The 18,782-nt window shown below is 68.7% G+C and carries 18 protein-coding genes; 11 read left to right on the top strand and 7 right to left on the bottom strand.

Annotated elements, in window-relative coordinates:
* Window positions 1–11: 11 nt before the first annotated feature.
* The 3 genes from PYV00_RS03010 to PYV00_RS03000 are packed head-to-tail and all read left to right on the top strand — an operon-like array spanning window position 12 to window position 2,901.
* Entirely contained in the window at window positions 12–1,283 is a 1,272-nt protein-coding gene (locus PYV00_RS03010; RefSeq protein ID WP_275226770.1) for an MFS transporter, read from the top strand.
* Window positions 1,280–2,197 carry a cysteine synthase A gene (gene cysK, locus PYV00_RS03005; protein WP_275226769.1) on the top strand — a complete coding sequence of 306 codons (918 nt, stop codon included), beginning with the start codon at window positions 1,280–1,282 and terminating at the stop codon, window positions 2,195–2,197. Before PYV00_RS03010 ends, cysK begins: the two co-directional genes overlap by 4 nt.
* A complete protein-coding gene (locus tag PYV00_RS03000; RefSeq protein ID WP_275226768.1) occupies window positions 2,194–2,901 on the top strand; it encodes a dienelactone hydrolase family protein in 708 nt (235 codons plus the stop codon). Before cysK ends, PYV00_RS03000 begins: the two co-directional genes overlap by 4 nt.
* 57 nt (window positions 2,902–2,958) lie before the next feature.
* Here the strand turns inward: PYV00_RS03000 and PYV00_RS02995 are convergent, their stop codons facing one another.
* From PYV00_RS02995 to PYV00_RS02980, 4 genes are all read right to left on the bottom strand, one after another.
* Complete coding sequence (locus tag PYV00_RS02995) at window positions 2,959–3,249, bottom strand: hypothetical protein (RefSeq protein WP_275226767.1); 291 nt, start codon at window positions 3,247–3,249, stop codon at window positions 2,959–2,961.
* A gap of 148 nt (window positions 3,250–3,397) precedes the next feature.
* The gene (locus PYV00_RS02990; RefSeq protein ID WP_275226766.1) at window positions 3,398–5,200 is read right to left on the bottom strand and encodes an acyl-CoA dehydrogenase C-terminal domain-containing protein; all 1,803 of its coding nucleotides are present in this window, start codon (window positions 5,198–5,200) and stop codon (window positions 3,398–3,400) included.
* A 40-nt stretch (window positions 5,201–5,240) separates the two neighbouring features.
* Window positions 5,241–5,618 carry a phosphoribosyl-AMP cyclohydrolase gene (gene hisI / locus PYV00_RS02985; protein ID WP_275226765.1) on the bottom strand — a complete coding sequence of 126 codons (378 nt, stop codon included), beginning with the start codon at window positions 5,616–5,618 and terminating at the stop codon, window positions 5,241–5,243.
* 389 nt (window positions 5,619–6,007) lie between these two features.
* Window positions 6,008–6,748: a ComF family protein gene (locus tag PYV00_RS02980; RefSeq protein ID WP_275226764.1), complete on the bottom strand. Its 741-nt coding sequence runs from the start codon at window positions 6,746–6,748 to the stop codon at window positions 6,008–6,010.
* A 74-nt stretch (window positions 6,749–6,822) separates the two neighbouring features.
* Between PYV00_RS02980 and PYV00_RS02975 the strand changes: the two genes are divergently transcribed.
* Window positions 6,823–7,599 (top strand): methyltransferase domain-containing protein, encoded by a 777-nt coding sequence (locus PYV00_RS02975; RefSeq protein ID WP_275226763.1) that lies wholly within the window; start codon window positions 6,823–6,825, stop codon window positions 7,597–7,599.
* A gap of 1 nt (window position 7,600) precedes the next feature.
* Here PYV00_RS02975 and ppdK read toward each other — a convergent pair whose 3' ends face one another.
* Window positions 7,601–10,264: a pyruvate, phosphate dikinase gene (ppdK, locus tag PYV00_RS02970; RefSeq protein WP_275226762.1), complete on the bottom strand. Its 2,664-nt coding sequence runs from the start codon at window positions 10,262–10,264 to the stop codon at window positions 7,601–7,603.
* Between the two features lie 131 nt (window positions 10,265–10,395).
* Window positions 10,396–10,899 carry a DALR anticodon-binding domain-containing protein gene (locus tag PYV00_RS02965; protein ID WP_275226761.1) on the bottom strand — a complete coding sequence of 168 codons (504 nt, stop codon included), beginning with the start codon at window positions 10,897–10,899 and terminating at the stop codon, window positions 10,396–10,398.
* Between the two features lie 179 nt (window positions 10,900–11,078).
* Between PYV00_RS02965 and PYV00_RS02960 the strand changes: the two genes are divergently transcribed.
* The 6 genes from PYV00_RS02960 to PYV00_RS02935 all read left to right on the top strand — a co-directional run bounded on the left by PYV00_RS02960 (window position 11,079) and on the right by PYV00_RS02935 (window position 15,795).
* On the top strand, window positions 11,079–12,020 hold the full coding sequence (locus tag PYV00_RS02960) for a TraB/GumN family protein (RefSeq protein WP_275226760.1): 942 nt from the start codon (window positions 11,079–11,081) through the stop codon (window positions 12,018–12,020).
* 12 nt (window positions 12,021–12,032) lie between these two features.
* Window positions 12,033–12,914 (top strand): TraB/GumN family protein, encoded by an 882-nt coding sequence (locus tag PYV00_RS02955; protein ID WP_275226759.1) that lies wholly within the window; start codon window positions 12,033–12,035, stop codon window positions 12,912–12,914.
* Between the two features lie 114 nt (window positions 12,915–13,028).
* Entirely contained in the window at window positions 13,029–13,646 is a 618-nt protein-coding gene (locus PYV00_RS02950; RefSeq protein ID WP_275226758.1) for a 50S ribosomal protein L25/general stress protein Ctc, read from the top strand.
* A gap of 45 nt (window positions 13,647–13,691) precedes the next feature.
* Window positions 13,692–14,261 carry an aminoacyl-tRNA hydrolase gene (gene pth, locus PYV00_RS02945; RefSeq protein WP_275226757.1) on the top strand — a complete coding sequence of 190 codons (570 nt, stop codon included), beginning with the start codon at window positions 13,692–13,694 and terminating at the stop codon, window positions 14,259–14,261.
* A 57-nt stretch (window positions 14,262–14,318) separates the two neighbouring features.
* Window positions 14,319–15,317 carry an SDR family oxidoreductase gene (locus tag PYV00_RS02940; protein WP_275226756.1) on the top strand — a complete coding sequence of 333 codons (999 nt, stop codon included), beginning with the start codon at window positions 14,319–14,321 and terminating at the stop codon, window positions 15,315–15,317.
* Between the two features lie 166 nt (window positions 15,318–15,483).
* Complete coding sequence (locus PYV00_RS02935; protein WP_275226755.1) at window positions 15,484–15,795, top strand: PEP-CTERM sorting domain-containing protein; 312 nt, start codon at window positions 15,484–15,486, stop codon at window positions 15,793–15,795.
* An 83-nt stretch (window positions 15,796–15,878) separates the two neighbouring features.
* Here the strand turns inward: PYV00_RS02935 and PYV00_RS02930 are convergent, their stop codons facing one another.
* Window positions 15,879–17,402, bottom strand: coding sequence for a tetratricopeptide repeat protein (locus tag PYV00_RS02930; RefSeq protein ID WP_275226754.1), 1,524 nt, complete (start codon window positions 17,400–17,402; stop codon window positions 15,879–15,881).
* A 172-nt stretch (window positions 17,403–17,574) separates the two neighbouring features.
* On the opposite strand from PYV00_RS02930, the gene ychF reads away from it, so the two are divergent.
* Window positions 17,575–18,675: a redox-regulated ATPase YchF gene (ychF, locus tag PYV00_RS02925; protein ID WP_275226753.1), complete on the top strand. Its 1,101-nt coding sequence runs from the start codon at window positions 17,575–17,577 to the stop codon at window positions 18,673–18,675.
* The last annotated feature ends 107 nt before the right edge of the window (window positions 18,676–18,782 follow it).

The raw sequence follows: 18,782 nt of genomic DNA, 5'->3' as shown, positions 1-18,782 counted from the left end.
ATGGCCCGGGCGTGACCGAACCGACATCCCCGCTGCGCATTGCCGACTATCGCAAGTTCTGGCTCGCCCGCTTCACATCGGTGATCGCCACGACCGGCATGGTCGTGATCATCGGCTATCAGCTCTACGACGTCGCGCGCGACGAATACGGCATGAGCATCGCGCAGGCATCGCTGCAGCTCGGCCTGCTGGGGCTGGCGCAGTTCCTGCCGCTGATGCTGCTGACGCCGGTGGCCGGCGTGGTCGCCGATCGGTTTGATCGCCGCACCGTCGCGGGGCTGGCGATGTGCCTGGATCTGCTGATCGCGCTGGGCCTGGGCACGGCCACGGCGCTACAGTTCCGCAGCCTGCCGCTGCTGTTCGGCTTTGCCGCGCTGCATGGCACGGTGCGGGTCTTCGTCAATCCGGCGATGAGCGCGATCGCGCCGAACATCGTGCCGTCGTCGCTGATCCCGCGCGCGGTGGCGCTCAATTCCATTGCCTGGCAGGCTGGCAGCGTGGCCGGGCCCGCCGCCTTCGGCTTCCTCTTCGCCAGCCATCCGGCCATCCCCTACTGGACGGCGGCGGCCCTGATGGTGATCGCCGCGTTCAGCGTCTTCGCCATCCGCAGCCTGCGCCCTCCTCCGATGGACGCGCGGCGCCCCCACCCCGTGCGCCAGATCGTCGATGGCTTCCACTTCATCTGGAACGAGCGCTTCCTGCTGGGCTGCGTGACGCTTGATCTCTTCGCCGTGCTGCTGGGCGGCGCGACCGCGCTGATGCCCGTGTTCGCGCGCGATATCCTGCAAGTCGGCCCCGAGGGGCTGGGCCAGATGCGCGCCGCCCCCGCCGTGGGCGCGGCGCTTGTCGCGCTGGTCCTCTCGTTCCGGCCGCTCGAACGCAATGTCGGCGTGAAGATGCTGCTGGCGGTCGCGGCCTATGGCGCGATGACGCTGGCTTTCGGCGTTTCGCGCAGCTTCCCGCTCTCGCTGGGCTTCCTGGCATTGCTGGGCGCGGCCGACATGGTCTCGGTCTTCATCCGCAGCTCGCTGATCCAGCTCAACACGCCCGATGACATGCGCGGGCGGGTCTCGGCGATTTCGGGTCTGGCCGTATCGGCTTCCAACGAGCTGGGCGAGATGCAGTCGGGCCTGGCCGCCGCGCTGCTGGGCGCAACGGGAGCGGTTGTCTTCGGCGGGGTGGGTGCGATAATCATCACTGGCTTGTGGGCATACCTCTTTCCCGAGATTCGCCACGCACGAACCTTCGCCCCGCAATATCGCCAGAGGGAGTCCGACACATGAAAGCCGCCAGCATTCTCGCCACTATCGGCAATACGCCGCATATCCGTCTGTCGCGCCTGTTCCCCGACCACGAAGTCTGGGTGAAGTGCGAAAGGGCCAATCCCGGCGGCTCGATCAAGGATCGTATCGGCCTGGCCATGATCGAGGCGGCCGAGGCCGACGGCAGCCTGCAGCCGGGCGGCACGATCATCGAGCCGACATCGGGCAACACCGGTATCGGCCTCGCCATGGTCGCGGCGGTCAAGGGCTACAAGCTGGTGCTGGTCATGCCCGAATCGATGTCCATCGAGCGGCGCCGGCTGATGCTTGCCTATGGCGCCTCGTTCGATCTGACGCCGCGCGAAAAGGGAATGAAAGGCGCGATCGAGCGCGCGAAGGAGCTGATCGAGCAGACCCCCGGCGCCTGGATGCCGCAGCAGTTCGACAACCCAGCGAACATCGACGCGCACTTGCGCACCACCGCCCTGGAGATCCTGACCGATTTCGCCGATACCCCCATCGACGTGCTGATCACCGGCGTCGGCACCGGCGGGCACCTCACCGGCTGCGCGGAAAAGCTCAAGCAGACCTGGCCTGACCTGAAGGCCTACGCGGTCGAGCCGACGCTTTCGCCGGTCATTTCCGGCGGCCAGCCCGGTCCGCACCCGATCCAGGGCATCGGCGCCGGCTTCATCCCGGCCAACCTGCACACCCAGTCGATCGACGGCGCGATCCAGGTCGAGCCCGAAGCCGCCAAGGACATGGCCCGGCGCTGCGCGCGCGAGGAAGGCATGTTGGTGGGCATCAGCTCGGGCGCGACCCTGGCGGCCATCGCCAGGAAGCTGCCCGACCTGCCCGCCGGCAGCCGCGTGCTGGGCTTCAACTACGACACCGGCGAGCGTTACCTCTCGGTGCCCGACTTCCTGCCTGAATGACCGGGCTGGAGCCGGTTGCCTATAGCCACGGCGCGACGGCGCTGACCGGACGGCTCGCGCAGCCGGCCGGGGCGCCGCGCGCCGCGATCGTGCTGTTCCCGACCATCGCCAATGCCAATGCGCCGATGGAACGGCGCGCGCGCCTGCTGGCCGAGGCCGGCTATCTGGCGATGATCGCGGATTTCTATGGCGAGACGCCCGGCGATCCGGCGGCCGTCCGCGCGCTGGCCGATGCGTTGCGCGCCGATACCGCGCATTACCGCGCCCGGCTGGCGACGGCGGTGGCGGCCTTGCGCGCCCATCCGGCGGCGGCGGGGCTGCCGCTGGCGGCGATCGGCTATTGCATGGGCGGGCAGGCCGCGCTCGAAGCCGCGCGCGACGGGCAGGACCTGATTGCGGCGATCAGCTTCCACGGCATTCTCGAAACCGGCCAGGCGGCCGTGCCCGGCGCGATCCGGGCACGGCTGCTGGTGTGCCATGGCGATGCCGATCCGCTGGTGCCGCGCGGCCAGGTGATCGCCTTCTGGGAAGAGATGGACCGGGCCGGGGCGCAGTGGCATTTCCACGCCTATAGCGGCGTGAAGCACGGCTTCACCGATCCGGGCAGCGACGCGCGCGGGATCGCGGCGATCGCTTACGATGCCAGTGCGGACCGGCAAAGCTGGTCGGCCATGCTGGGCCTGCTGGACGAAATCCTGGGCTGATCCCGCACCCTGGCCGCCAGCATGGGAAAGGGGGGCGCCGTCACGCCCCCCGATCGCTCATTGCGGCAAGGCCGCGTCGGGCTTTCCGTCGCCATTGGTGTCGACCGCGTCGGGCGTGCCATCACCATTGGTGTCCCAGGCATCGGCCGCGCCATTGGCGTCACGATCCCACGCATCCATCTTGCCATCGCCATTGGTATCGAGCGTGGCGGGCGGCGTTGCCGCGTTCTCGGCCGGCGCGGCTTCGGGTTCGGCGGGCTGCGCATCCTGCGCGTAAGCGACGCCAAGCGTCAGCGGCGCGATCAGCGCAAAAGCCGCGCCACGGGTAAGGGTCTTGCGAATGGACATCGGTTTTCTCCTGTTCAGACCACCCCTGCCGAACCGGATATTGGTATGCCCTTACCGCCCAACCAGCCAAATGCGGCGGTGCGCCCGGTGTCACCGACAAGGCGAAACCGCCCTTCGGCTCGTCGCCGAGGGCCGTCGTTTCACGGCTTCAGCCCGCGATGAAGGCTTGCGCCGGCAAGGCCATGGTCGAATCCGCGCCGGCCTCGATCTTGCGGCGCAGCGCCCCGGCGTCGGGCGTGAAGCGATCGGCGAAATAGCGCGCCGTGACCAGCTTGGCATCGAGAAAGGCCCGATCCGCCGTCGCCACGCCCGGCCCCGTCGCCGCCCGCGCCATGCGCAGCCACATCAGGCCCAGCGCGACGATGCCCATCAGGTGCATATAGGCATAGGCGCCCGCCCCGGCGTTGTCGGGCCTGGCCAGCGCGTTCTGCATGAACCACAGCGTGGCCGCCTTCAGCTCGCCATTGGCCTTGCCCACGCGCGTGGCGATCGCGGCCAGCGCCGCATCGTCGGCGGGGTCCGGCCGGCAGGCATCGTCCACCACGGCGAAGAAGGCCTGGATCGCCCGGCCTCCATCGCGCGCGAGCTTGCGGCCGACAAGGTCCATCCCCTGCACCCCGTTCGCGCCTTCATAGATCATCGCGATCCGCGCATCGCGCACGAACTGCTCCATGCCGTTCTCGACGATATAGCCATGCCCGCCCCAGACCTGCTGCATCGCGGTCGCCGTGGCATAGCCCATGTCGGTGCCATAGCCCTTGATGACCGGCGTGAGCAGCCCGACGAGATCATCCGCCCGCTGGCGCTCCTCGGCGCTGGCCGCCTGTTCCGACAAGTCGACCAGCAGGCCGCACCACAGCGCCAGCGCGCGCATCCCTTCGGTGAAGGCCCTGGCATCCATCAGCATCCGCCGCACATCGGGATGGACCACGAGCGGGTCCGCCGGCGCGCCCGGTTCGGCCGGCCCGCCCAGCGCCCGGCCCTGCCGCCGTTCGAGCGCATAGGCCGCGCCGTTCTGATAGGCCGCCTCGGCCTGCGCCAGCCCCTGGATGCCCACGCCCAGCCGCGCCGCGTTCATCATGATGAACATCGCGGCCAGGCCCTTGTTCTCCTCGCCCACCAGCCAGCCGGTGGCGCCGTCATAGTTCATCACGCAAGTGGCGTTGGCGTGGATGCCCATCTTGCGCTCGATCGCGCCGCACGACAGCGCGTTGCGCGCGCCCAGGCTGCCATCGGCATTCACCAGCACCTTGGGCACGACGAACAGCGAGATGCCCCTGGTCCCTTCCGGTGCATCGGGCGTGCGCGCAAGGACGAGGTGGATGATGTTCGCGGCCAGATCGTGCTCGCCGGCGGAAATGAAGATCTTGGTGCCGGTGATCGCATAGGAGCCGTCGGCGCGTGGCTCGGCCCGCGTGCGGACAAGGCCCAGGTCGGTGCCGCACTGGGGCTCGGTCAGGTTCATCGTGCCGAGCCATTCGTTGGCCACCATCTTCGGCAAGTAGCGCTGCTGCAACTCCTCCGATCCCCTGGCCAGCAGCGCGCCCACCGCGCCGTTGGTCAGCCCCGGATACATCGCGAATGCCATGTTGGCCGAAGACATGAACTCTTCCACCGCGAAGCCGATGACATGGGGCATCCCCTGCCCGCCGAAGGCTTCGGGCGCGGAAAGCGTGCCCCAGCCCGATTCGCGAAAAGCGGCCAGCGCCTCGCGAAAGCCTTGCGGCGTCGTCACCGAGCCATCGGCGTGGCGGGTGCACCCCTCGCGATCGCCCGACGCGTTGAGCGGCGCCAGCACCTCGGCGGCGAACTTGCCCGCTTCTTCCAGCACGGCATCGACGATATCGGCCGTCGCGCCGGCGAACCCCGGCAGGCCGGCATGATCGGCGATCTTCAGCACGTCATGAATCACAAAGCGCGCATCGCGCACCGGGGCCCGATAGCTTGGCACGGCTGGTCCTCTCCTTGTCCTCTTTGCCGGCGATATGGGATCAGTCGGAGATCCTTTGAAGCCTGTCGCCATCAAGCCGGCGGTAGAAGCAGCTGCGCGCGCCGGTATGGCAGGCCGGTCCGGCCGGGCGGACCAGCATCACCAGCGCATCCTGATCGCAATCGACGCGGATTTCCTCGACCCGCAGGACATGGCCCGAAGTCTCGCCCTTCAGCCACAGCCGCCCGCGCGAGCGCGAGTGGAAATGGGCCAGCCCAGTCTCACGCGTCTTCGCAAGTGCTTCAGAATCCATGAAAGCGACCATCAGAATCTCGCTGGTCACGCAGTCCACCGCAATCGCGGTCAACAGCCCCTGCCCGTCGAACCGGGGCAGGAAGGCGGACCCCTGTTCTCGCTCGGCGGTCGAATCATCGCTCATTCTCGTCTCAACTCCAGAAAACCGGCCTCTCGGCAATGTTGCAGGATCACAACAGATGTAGACCAAAATCGGCGTTAGCACGCAAATCCGCTTTCCTTCAGGCCCGTTTCGCGAGAACTAGACAGCGCAGTCCGGGGGGGCTGCAACGAACCACACAGGTGCTGACAATCGAGCGCCAGGGTTCAGGGAAGACAGGCCGAGACTCGCCAAAAGGTGGGTCGGCCGCGAGACATGAGGGATCGGGCCAGGCGGCGTACAGGGGCGCTGCCGAATTGCGCAAGCAAGGCTCTGCAAGTTTCGTCACGAGGACGCCCGAGGTCTAGTGCCTCGGGCGTTTTCGTATCCATTTCAGATGATTTGCGTGCCCGCAACGGGTTGGCGCTGGCTTGTCAGGTGGCGGGCAATGCTTCGTCCAGCACGCGCGCGAAGCAGGCGATGACCACCGCGCTCGCCCCGGCGCGCTTCAGCGCGGCAACGCAGGCATCGCTGGTGGCCCCGCTGGTCAGCACGTCATCGACCAGCAGCACGCGCCGCCCCCTGATTCGCGCTGTCCGGCGCGCATTGGCCGCGATCGCGCCGGACAGCGCGCGCCGCCGCGCCTTGCGGCCCAGCCCGCCCAGCGAAGGGGTCTGCTTGCGGCGTTCCAGCGCATCGACCAGCAGCGTCGCGCCCGTCGTCCGCGCGATCTCCTGCGCAAGCAAGGCGGCCTGGTTGTAGCCGCGCCGCCAGAGCCGCCAGCGGTGGAGCGGCACCGGCACCACCAGCGTCTCATGCCCCAGCGGGGGCAGCCGGGCCGCGATCAGCCGCGCCATCATCGGCGCCAGCGCGATGCGGTTGCCGTGCTTGAGCGCGAGCACCAGCTTGCGCGAGGCTTCGTTATACAGCGTGGAGGCGACGATCCCGTCATGACGCGGCGGTTCGGCCAGGCAAGGCGCGCAAGTGGCGCCATCGGGCACGCCATCGCCGAACGGGCGGCCGCACAAGGCGCAGGCGGGCGCTCCGGGGATCGCCAGCGCGTTCCAGCAGCCACCGCAAAGCCCGGTCTGCGCCGCGATGGCCTCGCCGCACAGCGGGCAGCGCGGCGGAAACACCAGGTCGATGACGGGGGCAAGGGCACGGGCGACAGGCACGGCGCCGATGCTATCCGATCGTGCCGCGCTCGCAAGCGGTTGCGCGCGCGCGGCCGACGCGGCAGGGAGCGGGCATGGCCTTACCGCCCCCCGCTTCGCCGCCCGCCCCGCCCCGCATCTTCGCGCCCGCCCGCCGCATCGCCGCGCGCCGGCGGATGCTGGCGTCGCAGCGCGCGGCCGATGCGCCGCGCTATCTGATCGACGACATGGTGGAGGACGTGATCGAGCGGATCGCCTTCCTGCGCCTGGAGCCGCGCCGCGCGCTGATCGTCGGGGACTGGACCGGAGCACTGGCCGCAACGCTGGCGGCGCGCGGCTGCGCGGTGGAGCAGGCCGAGCCCGCGCACGGCTTCGCCGAGGAACTGCCTTTCGCCTTCGAAGGCTTCGAGCTTGTCGCCAGCCTGGGTACGCTCGACACCGTGAACGACTTGCCCGGCGCACTGATCCACTTGCGCCACGCGCTGGCTCCCGGCGGCCTGCTGATCGCCAGCTTCATGGGCGCGGGCAGCCTGCCAGTGCTGCGTACCGCGATGCTTGCCGCCGATAGCGACCGACCGGCGCCGCGCGTCCATCCGCAAGTCGATGTGCGGGCCGGCGGGCAATTGCTCCAGCGCACGGGCTTTGCCGATCCGGTGATCGACTCGCGCCCGCTCGACGCCGCGTTCGGCTCGCTTGATCGGCTGGTCGCGGACTTGCGCGCGCAGGGCCTTGCCAACGTGCTGGCGGATCCCGGCCCACCGCTGGGCAAGGCGGCGCTGGCCCGCGCCAGAGCCGCCTTCGCGCAAGCGGGCGAGAATGGCCGAACCGTCGAGCGGTTCGAGATCCTCACTCTTTCCGGCTGGAAGCGCTAGCTCACCCCAGCGCCGCCTGCGCCGCCGCGAGGCGGGCGATCGGCACGCGGAACGGCGAAGCGCTGACGTAATCGAGCCCGGTCGCCTCGCAGAACGCGATCGAGGCCGGATCGCCGCCATGTTCGCCGCAGATGCCCAGCTTCAGGTCGGGCCGGGTGGCCCGGCCGCGCTCGGCGCCCATCCGCACCAGCTGTCCCACGCCCTCGATATCCAGGGTGACGAACGGATCGCGCGGGTAGATGCCCTTTTCGACATAGGGGCTGAGGAAGCGCGCGGCATCGTCGCGGCTGACACCCAGCGTCGTCTGCGTCAGGTCGTTGGTGCCGAACGAGAAGAACAGCGCCTCCTCGGCGATTTCCCCCGCCATCAGCGCGGCGCGCGGCAGTTCGATCATGGTGCCGACCATGTATTCCAGCGTGCGGCCCTTCTCGGCGAAGACCTGCAAGGCCACCTTGTCGACCAGCGCGCGCAGGATCTGCAACTCGCGCCGGGTCGCCACCAGCGGGATCATCACTTCGGGCACGGGCGCGTCGCCGCTCGCCTCGGCGACATCGCAGGCCGCCTCGAAGATGGCGCGCGCCTGCATCTCGTAGATCTCGGGGAACGTGATGCCCAGGCGGCAGCCGCGATGGCCCAGCATCGGGTTCATCTCGTGCAGTTCGTCAGCCCGCCGCTTGAGCGTTTCGGCGCCAATGCCGATCGCTTCGGAAAGCTCGGCGAATTCGGCGTCGCCTTGCGGCAGGAACTCGTGCAGCGGCGGATCGAGCAGGCGGATCGTCACCGGCAGGCCGGACATGACCTCGAAGATCGCATGGAAATCGGCGCGCTGCTCGGGCAGCAGCTTTTCCAGCGCGGCGCGCCGGCCGGCCTCATCCTCGGCCAGGATCATCTGGCGCACGGCCGAGATGCGCCCGGCATCGAAGAACATGTGCTCGGTGCGGCACAGGCCGATGCCCTCGGCGCCGAACTGGCGGGCCATGCGGCAATCGGCCGGCGTCTCGGCATTGGTGCGCACTTTCATGCGGCGGTGCTTGTCGGCCCAGCTCATCAGCTCGGCGAAATCGCCGGCCAGCTCCGGCTCCACCGTCGGCACCTCGCCCGCCATGATATCGCCGCTGGCGCCATCGAGCGTGATGATATCGCCCTCTTTCAGCTCGCGCTTGCCCATGCGCAAGGTGCGGTCCTTCATGTTGATCGACAGGCCCGATGCGCCCGAAACGCAAGGCCGGCCCATGCCGCGCGCGACCACCGCCGCGTGACTGGTCATGCCGCCGCGCGCGGTGAGGATGCCCTTGGCCGCGTGCATCCCGTGGATATCCTCGGGGCTGGTCTCGATCCGCACCAGGATCACCGCCTCGCCCAGTTCGGCGTGCTTTTCGGCGGTATCGGCATCCAGCACGATCGCGCCCGAGGCCGCGCCGGGGCTGGCGGGCAGCCCGCGCCCGAGAATATCGCGCGGCGCGGCGGGATCGAGCGTGGGGTGCAGCAACTGGTCCAGCGCCATCGGATCGACCCGGCGGATCGCGGTCTTCTCGTCGATCAGGCCCTCGGCGACCATGTCCACCGCCATTTTCAGCGCCGCCTTGGCGGTGCGCTTGCCCGAGCGCGTCTGGAGCATCCACAGCTTGCCGCGCTCCACCGTGAACTCGATGTCCTGCATGTCCTTGTAATGGCCTTCGAGCAGCTCGAACACCTCGGCAAGTTGGCCGTAAGCCTCGGGCATGGCCTCTTCCATCGACAGCGGCCTGGCGCCCGCCGCCTCGCGCGCCTTCAGCGTCAGGTACTGCGGCGTGCGGATGCCCGCGACCACGTCCTCGCCCTGCGCGTTGACCAGCCATTCGCCGTAATAGGCCTTCTCGCCGGTCGCCGGATCGCGCGTGAAAGCAACGCCGGTGGCCGAGGTATCGCCCATGTTGCCGAACACCATGGCCTGCACGTTCACCGCCGTGCCCCAGTCGCCCGGAATGTCGTTGAGCCGGCGATAGACCTTGGCACGGTCCGAATCCCAGGAATCGAACACCGCCGCGATCGCGCCCCAGAGCTGCTCGTTCACGTCCTGCGGGAACGGGCGGTCCAGCTCGGCCGCGACGATATCCTTGTATTGCCGCACGATCTTGCGCCAGTCATCCGCCGACATCTCCACGTCGGCAAGATAGCCCTGGTCTTCCTTGGCGATCTCCAGCGCTTCCTCGAACAGATGGTGCTCGATGCCGAGCACCACGTCCGAATACATCTGGATGAAGCGGCGATAGCTGTCCCAGGCGAAACGCGCGTCGCCCGAAACCGCCGCGAGCCCTTCCACGGTGGCATCGTTGAGGCCGAGGTTGAGCACGGTGTCCATCATGCCCGGCATCGACACGCGCGCACCCGAGCGGACCGAGACGAGCAGCGGGTCTGCCGCGTCGCCGAACTTCTTGCCCACGGTCTGCTCGATATGGGTCAGCGCCTGCGCCACGTCCGCGCGCAGCTTTTCGGAAAAGTCCGAACCTTCGGCCAGGTACTTGACGCATTCCTCGGTGGTGATGGTGAAGCCCGGCGGCACCGGCAGGCCGATGCCGGCCATTTCCGCAAGGTTCGCGCCCTTGCCGCCGACGACGACCTTGTCGCGGCTGCGCGGGTCGTCATTGCTGGCATTGCCGCCGAAGGTGTAGACTTGTTGGTTCATTGTTTTCGCCAGTCTCCAATCGGGTGGGTGCCACGGGCGACACCCCATCAACATCGGTTTTCGTGTTTCCGCCCCCCTTGCCCGAAACCGAAATCGCGCAAGGCGCGCGCCGGCCGGTGCTAAAGCGGCGCCTAAGCCTGGATCATCGAGAAATCCGCCACATTGTGCATTGCAGCAATGAAACGATCAAGCAACTCAAGCCGCGCGCGGCGCTTGTCGGGATCGGCATCATCCACGCGAACTTCCGTCAGGAACCCCTCCACCGGATCGCGCAGCGTCGCCAGCGCGGCCACCGCAGTCGGGAAATCCCGCGCGGGCATGGCCCGGGCCAGCGCGCGCTCGGCAAAGTCGAGCACCGCCATCAGCGCCGTCTCCGCCGGCTCGGCCAGGCAGGCCACGCGCGATCGGTGGCGGTCGGCCATCTTGGCGGCAATCACCGGCGCAAGATCGGGATCATCGACATTGGCCAGCGGGTCTTCCTCGCCGGTGCGCGCGATCTCCCCTTCGATCCCCTGCCAGTCCGCCTGCTTGAGCAGATCGGCCACGCGCCGGTATAGCGCCAGCATGGCCGCCCCTTCCGGCGAAGCCACCCAGTGACGGGCCTGATCGGCGAAATCGGCCGCGCGCTCAGTCACTGGCGCCCTCCACGCGCGGAAAAGGCCCGGAAAGGCGTGCTCCGGCGCTCATCAAGGCGGACGTCTGCGGCATCGCGCGAGTCTTTGACCGACGGTGCCGGCCGGGTCAACAACGAGCCATGCCCGAACCGCGCAATCGTGCATCGACGGATGCCCGATCGCCGGTATAAAGCGCGCCCATGCACACGATCTCGCGCTTTTTCGTCCTCCTTGCCGCCATGCTCGCGGCCTGGATCGCGCCGCCCGCCTTCGCGCTCGACCCGCAGCCTGCCGCCACGCCGGCACCCGAAGTCGCGAGCGCGCCGGCGTCTGCTGGCGAACCGGCGCGTCCCGCGCTGTGGAAGATCGCCGACGCGGATACCACCATCTGGCTGTTCGGCACGGTCCATGTCCTGCCCCAGGGCATCGACTGGTTCAACGGCCCGGTGGCCGCCGCGCTCGACCATTCGGACGAGCTGATGACCGAGATTGTCGCGCCGGCCCCGGCCGATATGCAGGCGCTGGTGGGCCAGATCGCCCAGCTTCCGCAGGGGCAATCGCTGCGCGCCATGCTCAGCCCGGAGGAAAAATCGACGTACGAAGCGGCGCTGAGCACGATGCAGGTGCCCGTCTCGCTCTTTGACCGTTACGACATCTGGTATGCCGCCGTCGGCCTTTCCACCCTGCCGCTGCTGCAGGAAGGCTATGCCACCGCGAACGGGGTCGAGGCGCGGCTGGTCGCGGTCGCGGCGGCGAAGGGGGTCAAGCACGCGGGGCTGGAAACCCCCGAGTACCAGATCGGGCTGTTCGACAGCCTGCCCCCCGAAGCCCAGCGCAAGTACCTGAACGAAGTGCTGGCGCAATTGCCGACGATCCGCACCGATCTCAAGGCCATGGTCGCGGCGTGGAAAGCGGGCAACGCCGATGAGCTGGCGCGCCTGATGAACGAAGGCGAATCCGATCCCCAGCTCATGGAAATCCTGCTGATCAACCGCAATCGGGCCTGGGGCAAATGGATCGCCCGGCGGCTGGAGCGGCCGGGCACGGTGTTCGTCGCCGTCGGTGCGGGGCACCTGGCCGGCCCCGGCAGCGTGCAGGAACAGCTTACCACCGCCGGCATCGAGGTGCGGCGCGTCCAGTAGGGGCCCCGCGCGATGGTCCGGCGCCCTGCCCTGCTGCTGGCCCTGCTGCTGCTCGTCCCGGCGCTTGCGCTCGCCGGCTGCGCGCGCGAGCCGGCCGAAGCCGATCCGGCGATCTGGCGCGTGAAAGGCGCCGACGGGCAGGAAGCTTGGCTGTTCGGCACGATCCACGCGGCCGAACGGCCGATCGCCTGGCGCACGCCCCCGGTCGCGCAAGCGCTCGACGCGGCGGACGAGATCATGGTCGAAGTCTCCAATATCGCCGATGAGGCCGCCGTTTCCGCCGTGTTCGTCCGCCTCGCGACAACGCCGGGGCAGCCGCCGCTGTCGCAGCGGGTCGAGCCGGAGCGGCGCGCGGCGCTCATGCGCTATCTCGATCGCCATCACATCGGCGACGGCGATTTCGCCGCGACCGAGACCTGGGCCGCCGCGCTGATGCTGGCGCAGGCCGACAGCCCACGCGCCGAGGCCCGCAACGGCATCGACCGCGCCGTGATCGCCGCCGCGAAGGGCCGTCCGGTCGTCGAGCTGGAAGGCGCGGCGGGCCAGCTCGCGCTGTTCGACGCGCTGCCCGAGGCCGAGCAGCGCGACCTGCTCGACGCCGTCGTCGCGGACCCGGACGTGGTCGACAGCGACGACGAGGATATCGCCGGCGTCTGGCGGCGCGGCGACATGGTCGCGATCGAACGCGAGACCCGGCGCGGCCTGATGGCCGACCCGGAATTGCGCGCCGCGCTCTTCACCGGCCGCAACCAGCGCTGGATCGCGCGGATCACCGGCGAGATGGCCCGCGGCCGTCGCCCCTTCGTGGCGGTGGGCGCGGCGCACATGGCGGGGCCGGAAGGCTTGCCGGCATTGCTCGCATCGCGCGGCTACAAGGTCACGCGGCTGCGCTGAGCGCGCTTGCATTCGCGCGGCTTTGCCGATATGGGCGCGCGCTTCCCGTCATGGTCATCCCTGGAGGCGTGGCGGGTCGAAACACGAACATCCGAATTTCGAAAGGTAGAGATTATGAGCGATACGCTTACCCTGCCGGCCGAGACGCGCGAACGGGCTGGCAAGGGAGCCTCCCGTGCACTGCGTCGCGAAGGCCGCGTCCCCGCCGTCGTCTATGGCGGCAAGGAAGAACCGCTGTCGATTCACGTCGAGGAGAAGGAACTGCGCCGCCAGCTCGGCACCGGCCACTTCATGAACTCGATCGTGCTGGTCGAAGTCGGCGGCAAGCAAGTGCGGACGCTGCCCAAGGACGTGGCTTTCCACCCCGTCTCCGATCGCCCGCTGCACGTCGATTTCCTGCGCCTTTCGCGCGATGCGAAGGTCGAAGTCGCGGTGCCGGTGATCTTCACCAACGAGGAAGATTCGCCGGGCCTGAAGCGCGGCGGCGTGCTCAACATCGTGCGCCACGAGCTGGAACTGGTCTGCGACGCGGACAAGATCCCCGAAGAGATCGCGATCGACGTCACGGGCCGTGAAGTCGGCGATTCGATCCACATCAGCCACGTCGTATTGCCGGCGGGTTCGGAAAGCGCGATCACCGATCGCGATTTCACCATCGCCACGATCGTGGCGCCGTCCGCGCTCAAGCGCGCCGATGGCGAAGCCGCCGCCGACGAAGCGGCTGGCGAGTAACCGGAACGGCTCCTCCCCCTCGCGGGGGGAGCCTTCCCGTCCTCCATGCAACTCTGGGTCGGCCTCGGCAATCCGGGCCCGCAATACGCGCTGCACCGGCACAACGTGGGCTTCATGGCGATCGACACGATCGCCGAGGTCCATGGCTTTGGCCCTGTGCAGAAGAAGTTCCTGGGCTGGTTGCAGGAAGGCCGCATCGGCGGCGGGAAAGTCCTGCTGCTCAAGCCCGCCACGTTCATGAACGAAAGCGGCCGCGCCGTGGGCGAGGCGATGCGTTTCTACAAGCTCGCGCCCGATGCGCTCACCGTGTTTCATGACGAGCTCGATCTCGCGCCGTTCAAGGTCAAGGTGAAGCGCGGCGGCGGCACCGCCGGGCACAATGGCCTGCGCTCGATCGACCAGCACCTCGGCCCCGATTTCCGCCGCGTGCGGCTGGGCATCGGCCATCCCGGCCACAAGGACCGCGTCACCGGCCATGTCCTGGGCAATTTCGCCAAGGCCGAGATGGACCCGCTCGCCGACATGCTGGGCGCGATCGCCGCCGAGGCGCCGCTGCTGGCGGCGGGCGACGACACCCGCTTCATGAACGACGTCGCGCTGCGGATGCAGGACTGACCGCTCGACACGCGCCACCGCATGAGTAGACTCCCGCCACCAGCAAGGGAGACTGCGATGACCACGATCACCCGGCGCAACCTGCTTGCCGCCAGCGGCACGCTGGCGGCCTTGTCAGCCCTGCCCGCCGCCAGAGCCGCCACGCTTCCAGACCTTTCGGGCAAGAGCTTCCTGATCACCGGCACCTCGTCGGGCTTCGGGCGGATCGGCGCGGAGCTTTATGCCCGGCGCGGCGCGCGCGTCTTCGCGACGATGCGCAACCTGCCCCGGCCCGAGGCCGAGGAGCTGCGCCGCCTCGCGCGCGACGAGAAGCTGGCCATCACCGTGCTCGAACTCGATGTCCTGTCCGACGAGATGGTGGCCAGGGCCGTCGCCGAGGCCGAGCGGCTGAACGGAGGCCCGCTTGACGTGCTGGTCAACAATGCCGGCGTGGTCATCGGCGGGCCGGTCGAGGCGCACGACCTGGAAGCGACCCGGCTGGCCTTCGATACCAACGTCTTCGGCTACCAGCGCACCGCGCGGGCGGTGCTGCCGGGGATGCGCCGGCGCAAGTCCGGGCTGATCGTCAACATCTCCTCGCAGCAGGGGCGCGTGGTGATGCCGGCCGGCGGGCTCTATTCGGCGAGCAAGTTCGCGGTAGAGGCGATGTCGGAACAGCTTGCCTACGAGCTGGTCCCGCACGGCATCGACGTCGTCATCATCGAGCCGGGCGGCTATCCCACCGAAGTCGGCCAGAACCGCGCGAAATATACCCAGGCGCTGCGCGATCGCGTCACCGCCGATGTCGCGGGCGCCTATCCCGAGATGGTCGAGCGGATGAAGGCCATGCGCAGCGCGCGCAAGGGCGAGATCCCGCCTGGAATGCCCGACCCGGTCGAGGTGCCGACCGCGATCGCCGAGATCGCCGCGATGGCGCCGGGCACCCGGCCCTTGCGCCGCGCGGTCCATCCGGGACCGAAACCGCAGGCGGAGATCAACCGGGTTTCGCGCGAATCGCAGCTCGCCTGGCTGGGTGACGGCCCTTATGGCCCCTGGGTGAAAGACGTGCTCGACTGATCCGGGACACCCCGGAGCCGGGCATCAAGCATGGCCCGAGTGTCGGAATGGATTACAACAGGCGCGCGCCGTAAGCTTCGTTAACCAACGATGGCCGCGCAATTGCGTATGTGGCACGCGGTTTGCTTTCCATGTCGTCAACCATCTTCGCCATCGGGGGTACGATATGGACCGCAAGATCATCCTTTCCGCCGCGCTGGTCGCGACCGCCGCGCTGGCCACCAGCACGCCCGCTTTCGCCGGGGGTTCGTGGACCCAGCATACGCACTACTGCAATTGCGGCCACACGCAGGGCGGCAAGATGTGCGGCAGCACCTCGAGCACCAGCGGCGGCACCACCACCTCGTCGGGCGGCACTTCGGGCGGCGGATCGTCGAGTTCGGGCGGCACGGCCGTTCCCGAGCCCGGTATGCTGGGCATGATGGGCCTGGGCCTGATCGGCCTCGGCGTCGCGCGCCGCCGCAAGGCCCGGCGTTAAACGACCATCAGAGAACGCGCCTCACGGCGCGGTTTTCGCCAATCCCTCTTTTTCCAGGCGCGGGGGCGGGCCGTTGTCGGCGATCAGCCGGCAACGGCTTTCGCTTTGGCAAGATCGGCCTGCATGTCGGCATTGCGCGGATCGGCGGTGGCCGCCGCCTGCAGATAGCGTAGCGCTTCCGGCAGGTCCTTGCCGGCATTGAGCCGGACCAGCCCGGCCATGTGCAGGTATTCGGCATTGGCCGGCTGCATCGCCAGTGCCCGGTCGGCATAGCCGATCGCCGCATCGCCGCGCCCCGCCTTGCTGGAGGCGAAGGCAAGCCGCTTCAGCACTTCGGGATCGGGGCCGGCGCCCAGCAGGCGCTCATAGATCGGGATGGCGGCGTTCCAGTCCTGCCGGATCAGCGCCGCCTGCCCTTGCCCCACCAGCGCCTGCACGGCCTTGAGCCGTTGCGGCTGCAAGCGGTCGCGCAGCCTGTCGGCCTCGGGATCGCCCGAGGCGCGCGCGGCCTTTTCCGCCAGTTCCAGCAGGCGCGCATCGGCCAGCGTGCTTTCGGCCAGCGGCCGCAAGGTGGCCCAGGCGCTGGCGGCGTCGCCCGTGGCAAGCTGCGCCTCGCCCAGCATCATCGCCGCATAGGGATTGCCCGGCAACACCAGCACCGCCCGCGCGAACAACACGCGGGCCTGTTCGGGATGGCCCAGGCGCAGCAGCGCCTCGGCATAGGTCATGCCCAGGCCGGAGCCCGGTTCCAGATCGCCTTCCTGCCCCTGCAAGGCATCGCGGATCTTCTGCCACTCCCCCTTTTCGGACAGGAGCTGGATCTTCAGCGTCTGGACATCGACATTGCCGCTGCCGAGCTTTTCGGCCTTTTCCACTTCCGCCATGGCCGCATCGACCTTGCCTTGCAGGTCAAGCTGGCTGGCCAGCGCCAGATAAGGCGCGATCCGTCCGGGGAAATTGCGTGTGACCGTGCGATAGGCCGTGATCGCATCCTGCGTCTGGCCGCGCGCCACGGCGAGATCGCCCGCGAGCACTTGCGTCTCGTAAGCATCGGGCGCCATCGCCTGCATCCGCTGGTAGATCGCGGCGGCGCCCGGGGCGTCATCGGCCTGCAGGCGGAAGCGCGCGTAATCGGTGGCCAGCCGGATGTCGTTGCCCGCGGCCATGCCCTGCTCGAACGCGTCGGCTGCCTTGTCCTGCTCGCCAAGCTGGAGATAGGCGCCCGCGCGGATGCGCCAGCTGTCGGTGGAAGTGGAACTGGCCGCCAGCTTCAGCGCCTCGTCCGGCTGCTTGCGCAGCAGCGCCAGCTCGGCCAGCATGATGCGGATCTCCGGCCCCTTGGCGCCGGTCGCCATCAGGCGGCGTAGCGCGCCGTCGGCGGCATCGGCATCGCCGAGGTTGAGCTGGATGCGCGCCAGCAGCGCCAGCATGTCGCGATTGGTGGGCTCATCCCGCAGCGCGGCGCTTACCGCGATCCGCGCCGCCTCGAAATCGCGCGCGGCATAGCTGGCCTGCGCGCGGTCGAACTGGGCATCGGGGCTCTCGCGGCACCCCGCCGCCAGTGCCACGGCCAGAAGCGGGATCGCGATTCGCGTCAGGAGGTTCATGGCACCAGGGCATAGGCCCAAGGGCTGAAATTTCCATGAAGCGCGCCGGCCCCGCCCGGGCAACTGGCCAAGCGGGCCCACGGCCGCTATGGGCCCGCCGATGTGATGTATCGCGCCTTTGCCGGCGCCGCGTCCGTTCCCGCTTTCGCGGGCGGACCAGAAGGAGTTTCGAATGGGTTTCCGTTGCGGGATCGTGGGCCTGCCGAATGTCGGCAAGTCGACCTTGTTCAATGCGCTGACCGAGACGCAGGCGGCGCAGGCGGCGAACTATCCGTTCTGCACGATCGAGCCCAACGTCGGCCAAGTCGGCGTGCCCGATCCGCGGCTCGACAAGCTGGCCGAGATCGCCGGCTCGGCCAAGATCATCCCGACGCAGCTTGGCTTCGTCGATATCGCCGGGCTGGTGCGCGGCGCGTCCAAGGGCGAAGGGCTGGGCAACCAGTTCCTCGGCAATATCCGCGAGGTGGATGCGATCATCCACGTCCTGCGCTGCTTCGAGGATGACGATATCCAGCATGTCGACAACCGTGTCGATCCGATCGCCGATGCCGAGACGGTGGAGACCGAGCTGCTGCTGTCGGACCTGGAAAGCCTGGAAAAGCGCGTGCCCGCCGCCGCCAAGCGCGCCACCGGCGGCGACAAGGAATCGAAGATCGCCGCCAGCGTGCTCGGCCAGGCGCTGGAGCTGCTGCGCGAAGGCAAGCCTGCGCGGCTGACCCAGCCCAGGGACGAGGAGGAAGCCCGCGTCTTCCGCCAGGCCCAGCTCCTCACCGCCAAGCCCGTGCTCTATGTCTGCAATGTCGAGGAGGCCGCTGCGGCCGAGGGCAATGCCCATGCCGCCCGCGTGTTCGAGAAGGCGGCGGCCGAAGGCGCCAGCGCGGTGATCGTCTCGGCCGCGATCGAGGCCGAGCTGATCGGCATGGACAAGGAAGACCGGCTCATCTTCCTGGAGGAAATGGGGCTGCACGAGGCTGGCCTCGCCCGGATCATCCGCGCCGGCTACGAATTGCTCGACCTGCTCACCTTCTTCACCGTCGGCCCGAAGGAGGCCCGCGCCTGGACCGTGCACAAGGGCGCCAAGGCGCCCGAGGCGGCCGGCGAGATCCATTCGGACATGCAGCGCGGCTTCATCCGCGCCGAAACCATCGCCTTTGACGATTTCATCGCGCTGGGCGGCGAGAACGGCGCCAAGGAAGCCGGCAAGCTGCGCCAGGAAGGCAAGGAATACGTGGTGCATGACGGCGATGTCATGCATTTCAAGTTCAACGTCTGAGAGACGGTTTGGCGATGCGCCTTTCGGCGCATGGCGGCACCGGCCCACGCCCCCACCCGGCCTCCCATCGGAATGGTACTCTGTGGGAGGCCGGGTGGGGGCGTGGG

It is taken from the genome of Novosphingobium album (ex Liu et al. 2023) (genome assembly GCF_029076845.1).
Classification (GTDB): Bacteria; Pseudomonadota; Alphaproteobacteria; order Sphingomonadales; family Sphingomonadaceae; genus Novosphingobium.
Note: the sequence above shows the minus strand (reverse complement) of the source record. Positions and strands in the feature narration are given on the sequence as shown.

Coding starts and splice junctions, on each gene's coding strand:
- cysK (WP_275226769.1), top strand. CDS start 1,280: ATGAAAGCCGCCAGCATTCTCGCCACTATCGGCAATACGCCGCATATC.
- PYV00_RS03000 (WP_275226768.1), top strand. CDS start 2,194: ATGACCGGGCTGGAGCCGGTTGCCTATAGCCACGGCGCGACGGCGCTG.
- PYV00_RS02995 (WP_275226767.1), bottom strand. CDS start 3,249: ATGTCCATTCGCAAGACCCTTACCCGTGGCGCGGCTTTTGCGCTGATC.
- hisI (WP_275226765.1), bottom strand. CDS start 5,618: ATGAGCGATGATTCGACCGCCGAGCGAGAACAGGGGTCCGCCTTCCTG.
- PYV00_RS02975 (WP_275226763.1), top strand. CDS start 6,823: ATGGCCTTACCGCCCCCCGCTTCGCCGCCCGCCCCGCCCCGCATCTTC.
- ppdK (WP_275226762.1), bottom strand. CDS start 10,264: ATGAACCAACAAGTCTACACCTTCGGCGGCAATGCCAGCAATGACGAC.
- PYV00_RS02960 (WP_275226760.1), top strand. CDS start 11,079: ATGCACACGATCTCGCGCTTTTTCGTCCTCCTTGCCGCCATGCTCGCG.
- PYV00_RS02955 (WP_275226759.1), top strand. CDS start 12,033: ATGGTCCGGCGCCCTGCCCTGCTGCTGGCCCTGCTGCTGCTCGTCCCG.
- PYV00_RS02950 (WP_275226758.1), top strand. CDS start 13,029: ATGAGCGATACGCTTACCCTGCCGGCCGAGACGCGCGAACGGGCTGGC.
- pth (WP_275226757.1), top strand. CDS start 13,692: ATGCAACTCTGGGTCGGCCTCGGCAATCCGGGCCCGCAATACGCGCTG.
- PYV00_RS02940 (WP_275226756.1), top strand. CDS start 14,319: ATGACCACGATCACCCGGCGCAACCTGCTTGCCGCCAGCGGCACGCTG.
- PYV00_RS02935 (WP_275226755.1), top strand. CDS start 15,484: ATGGACCGCAAGATCATCCTTTCCGCCGCGCTGGTCGCGACCGCCGCG.
- PYV00_RS02930 (WP_275226754.1), bottom strand. CDS start 17,402: ATGAACCTCCTGACGCGAATCGCGATCCCGCTTCTGGCCGTGGCACTG.
- ychF (WP_275226753.1), top strand. CDS start 17,575: ATGGGTTTCCGTTGCGGGATCGTGGGCCTGCCGAATGTCGGCAAGTCG.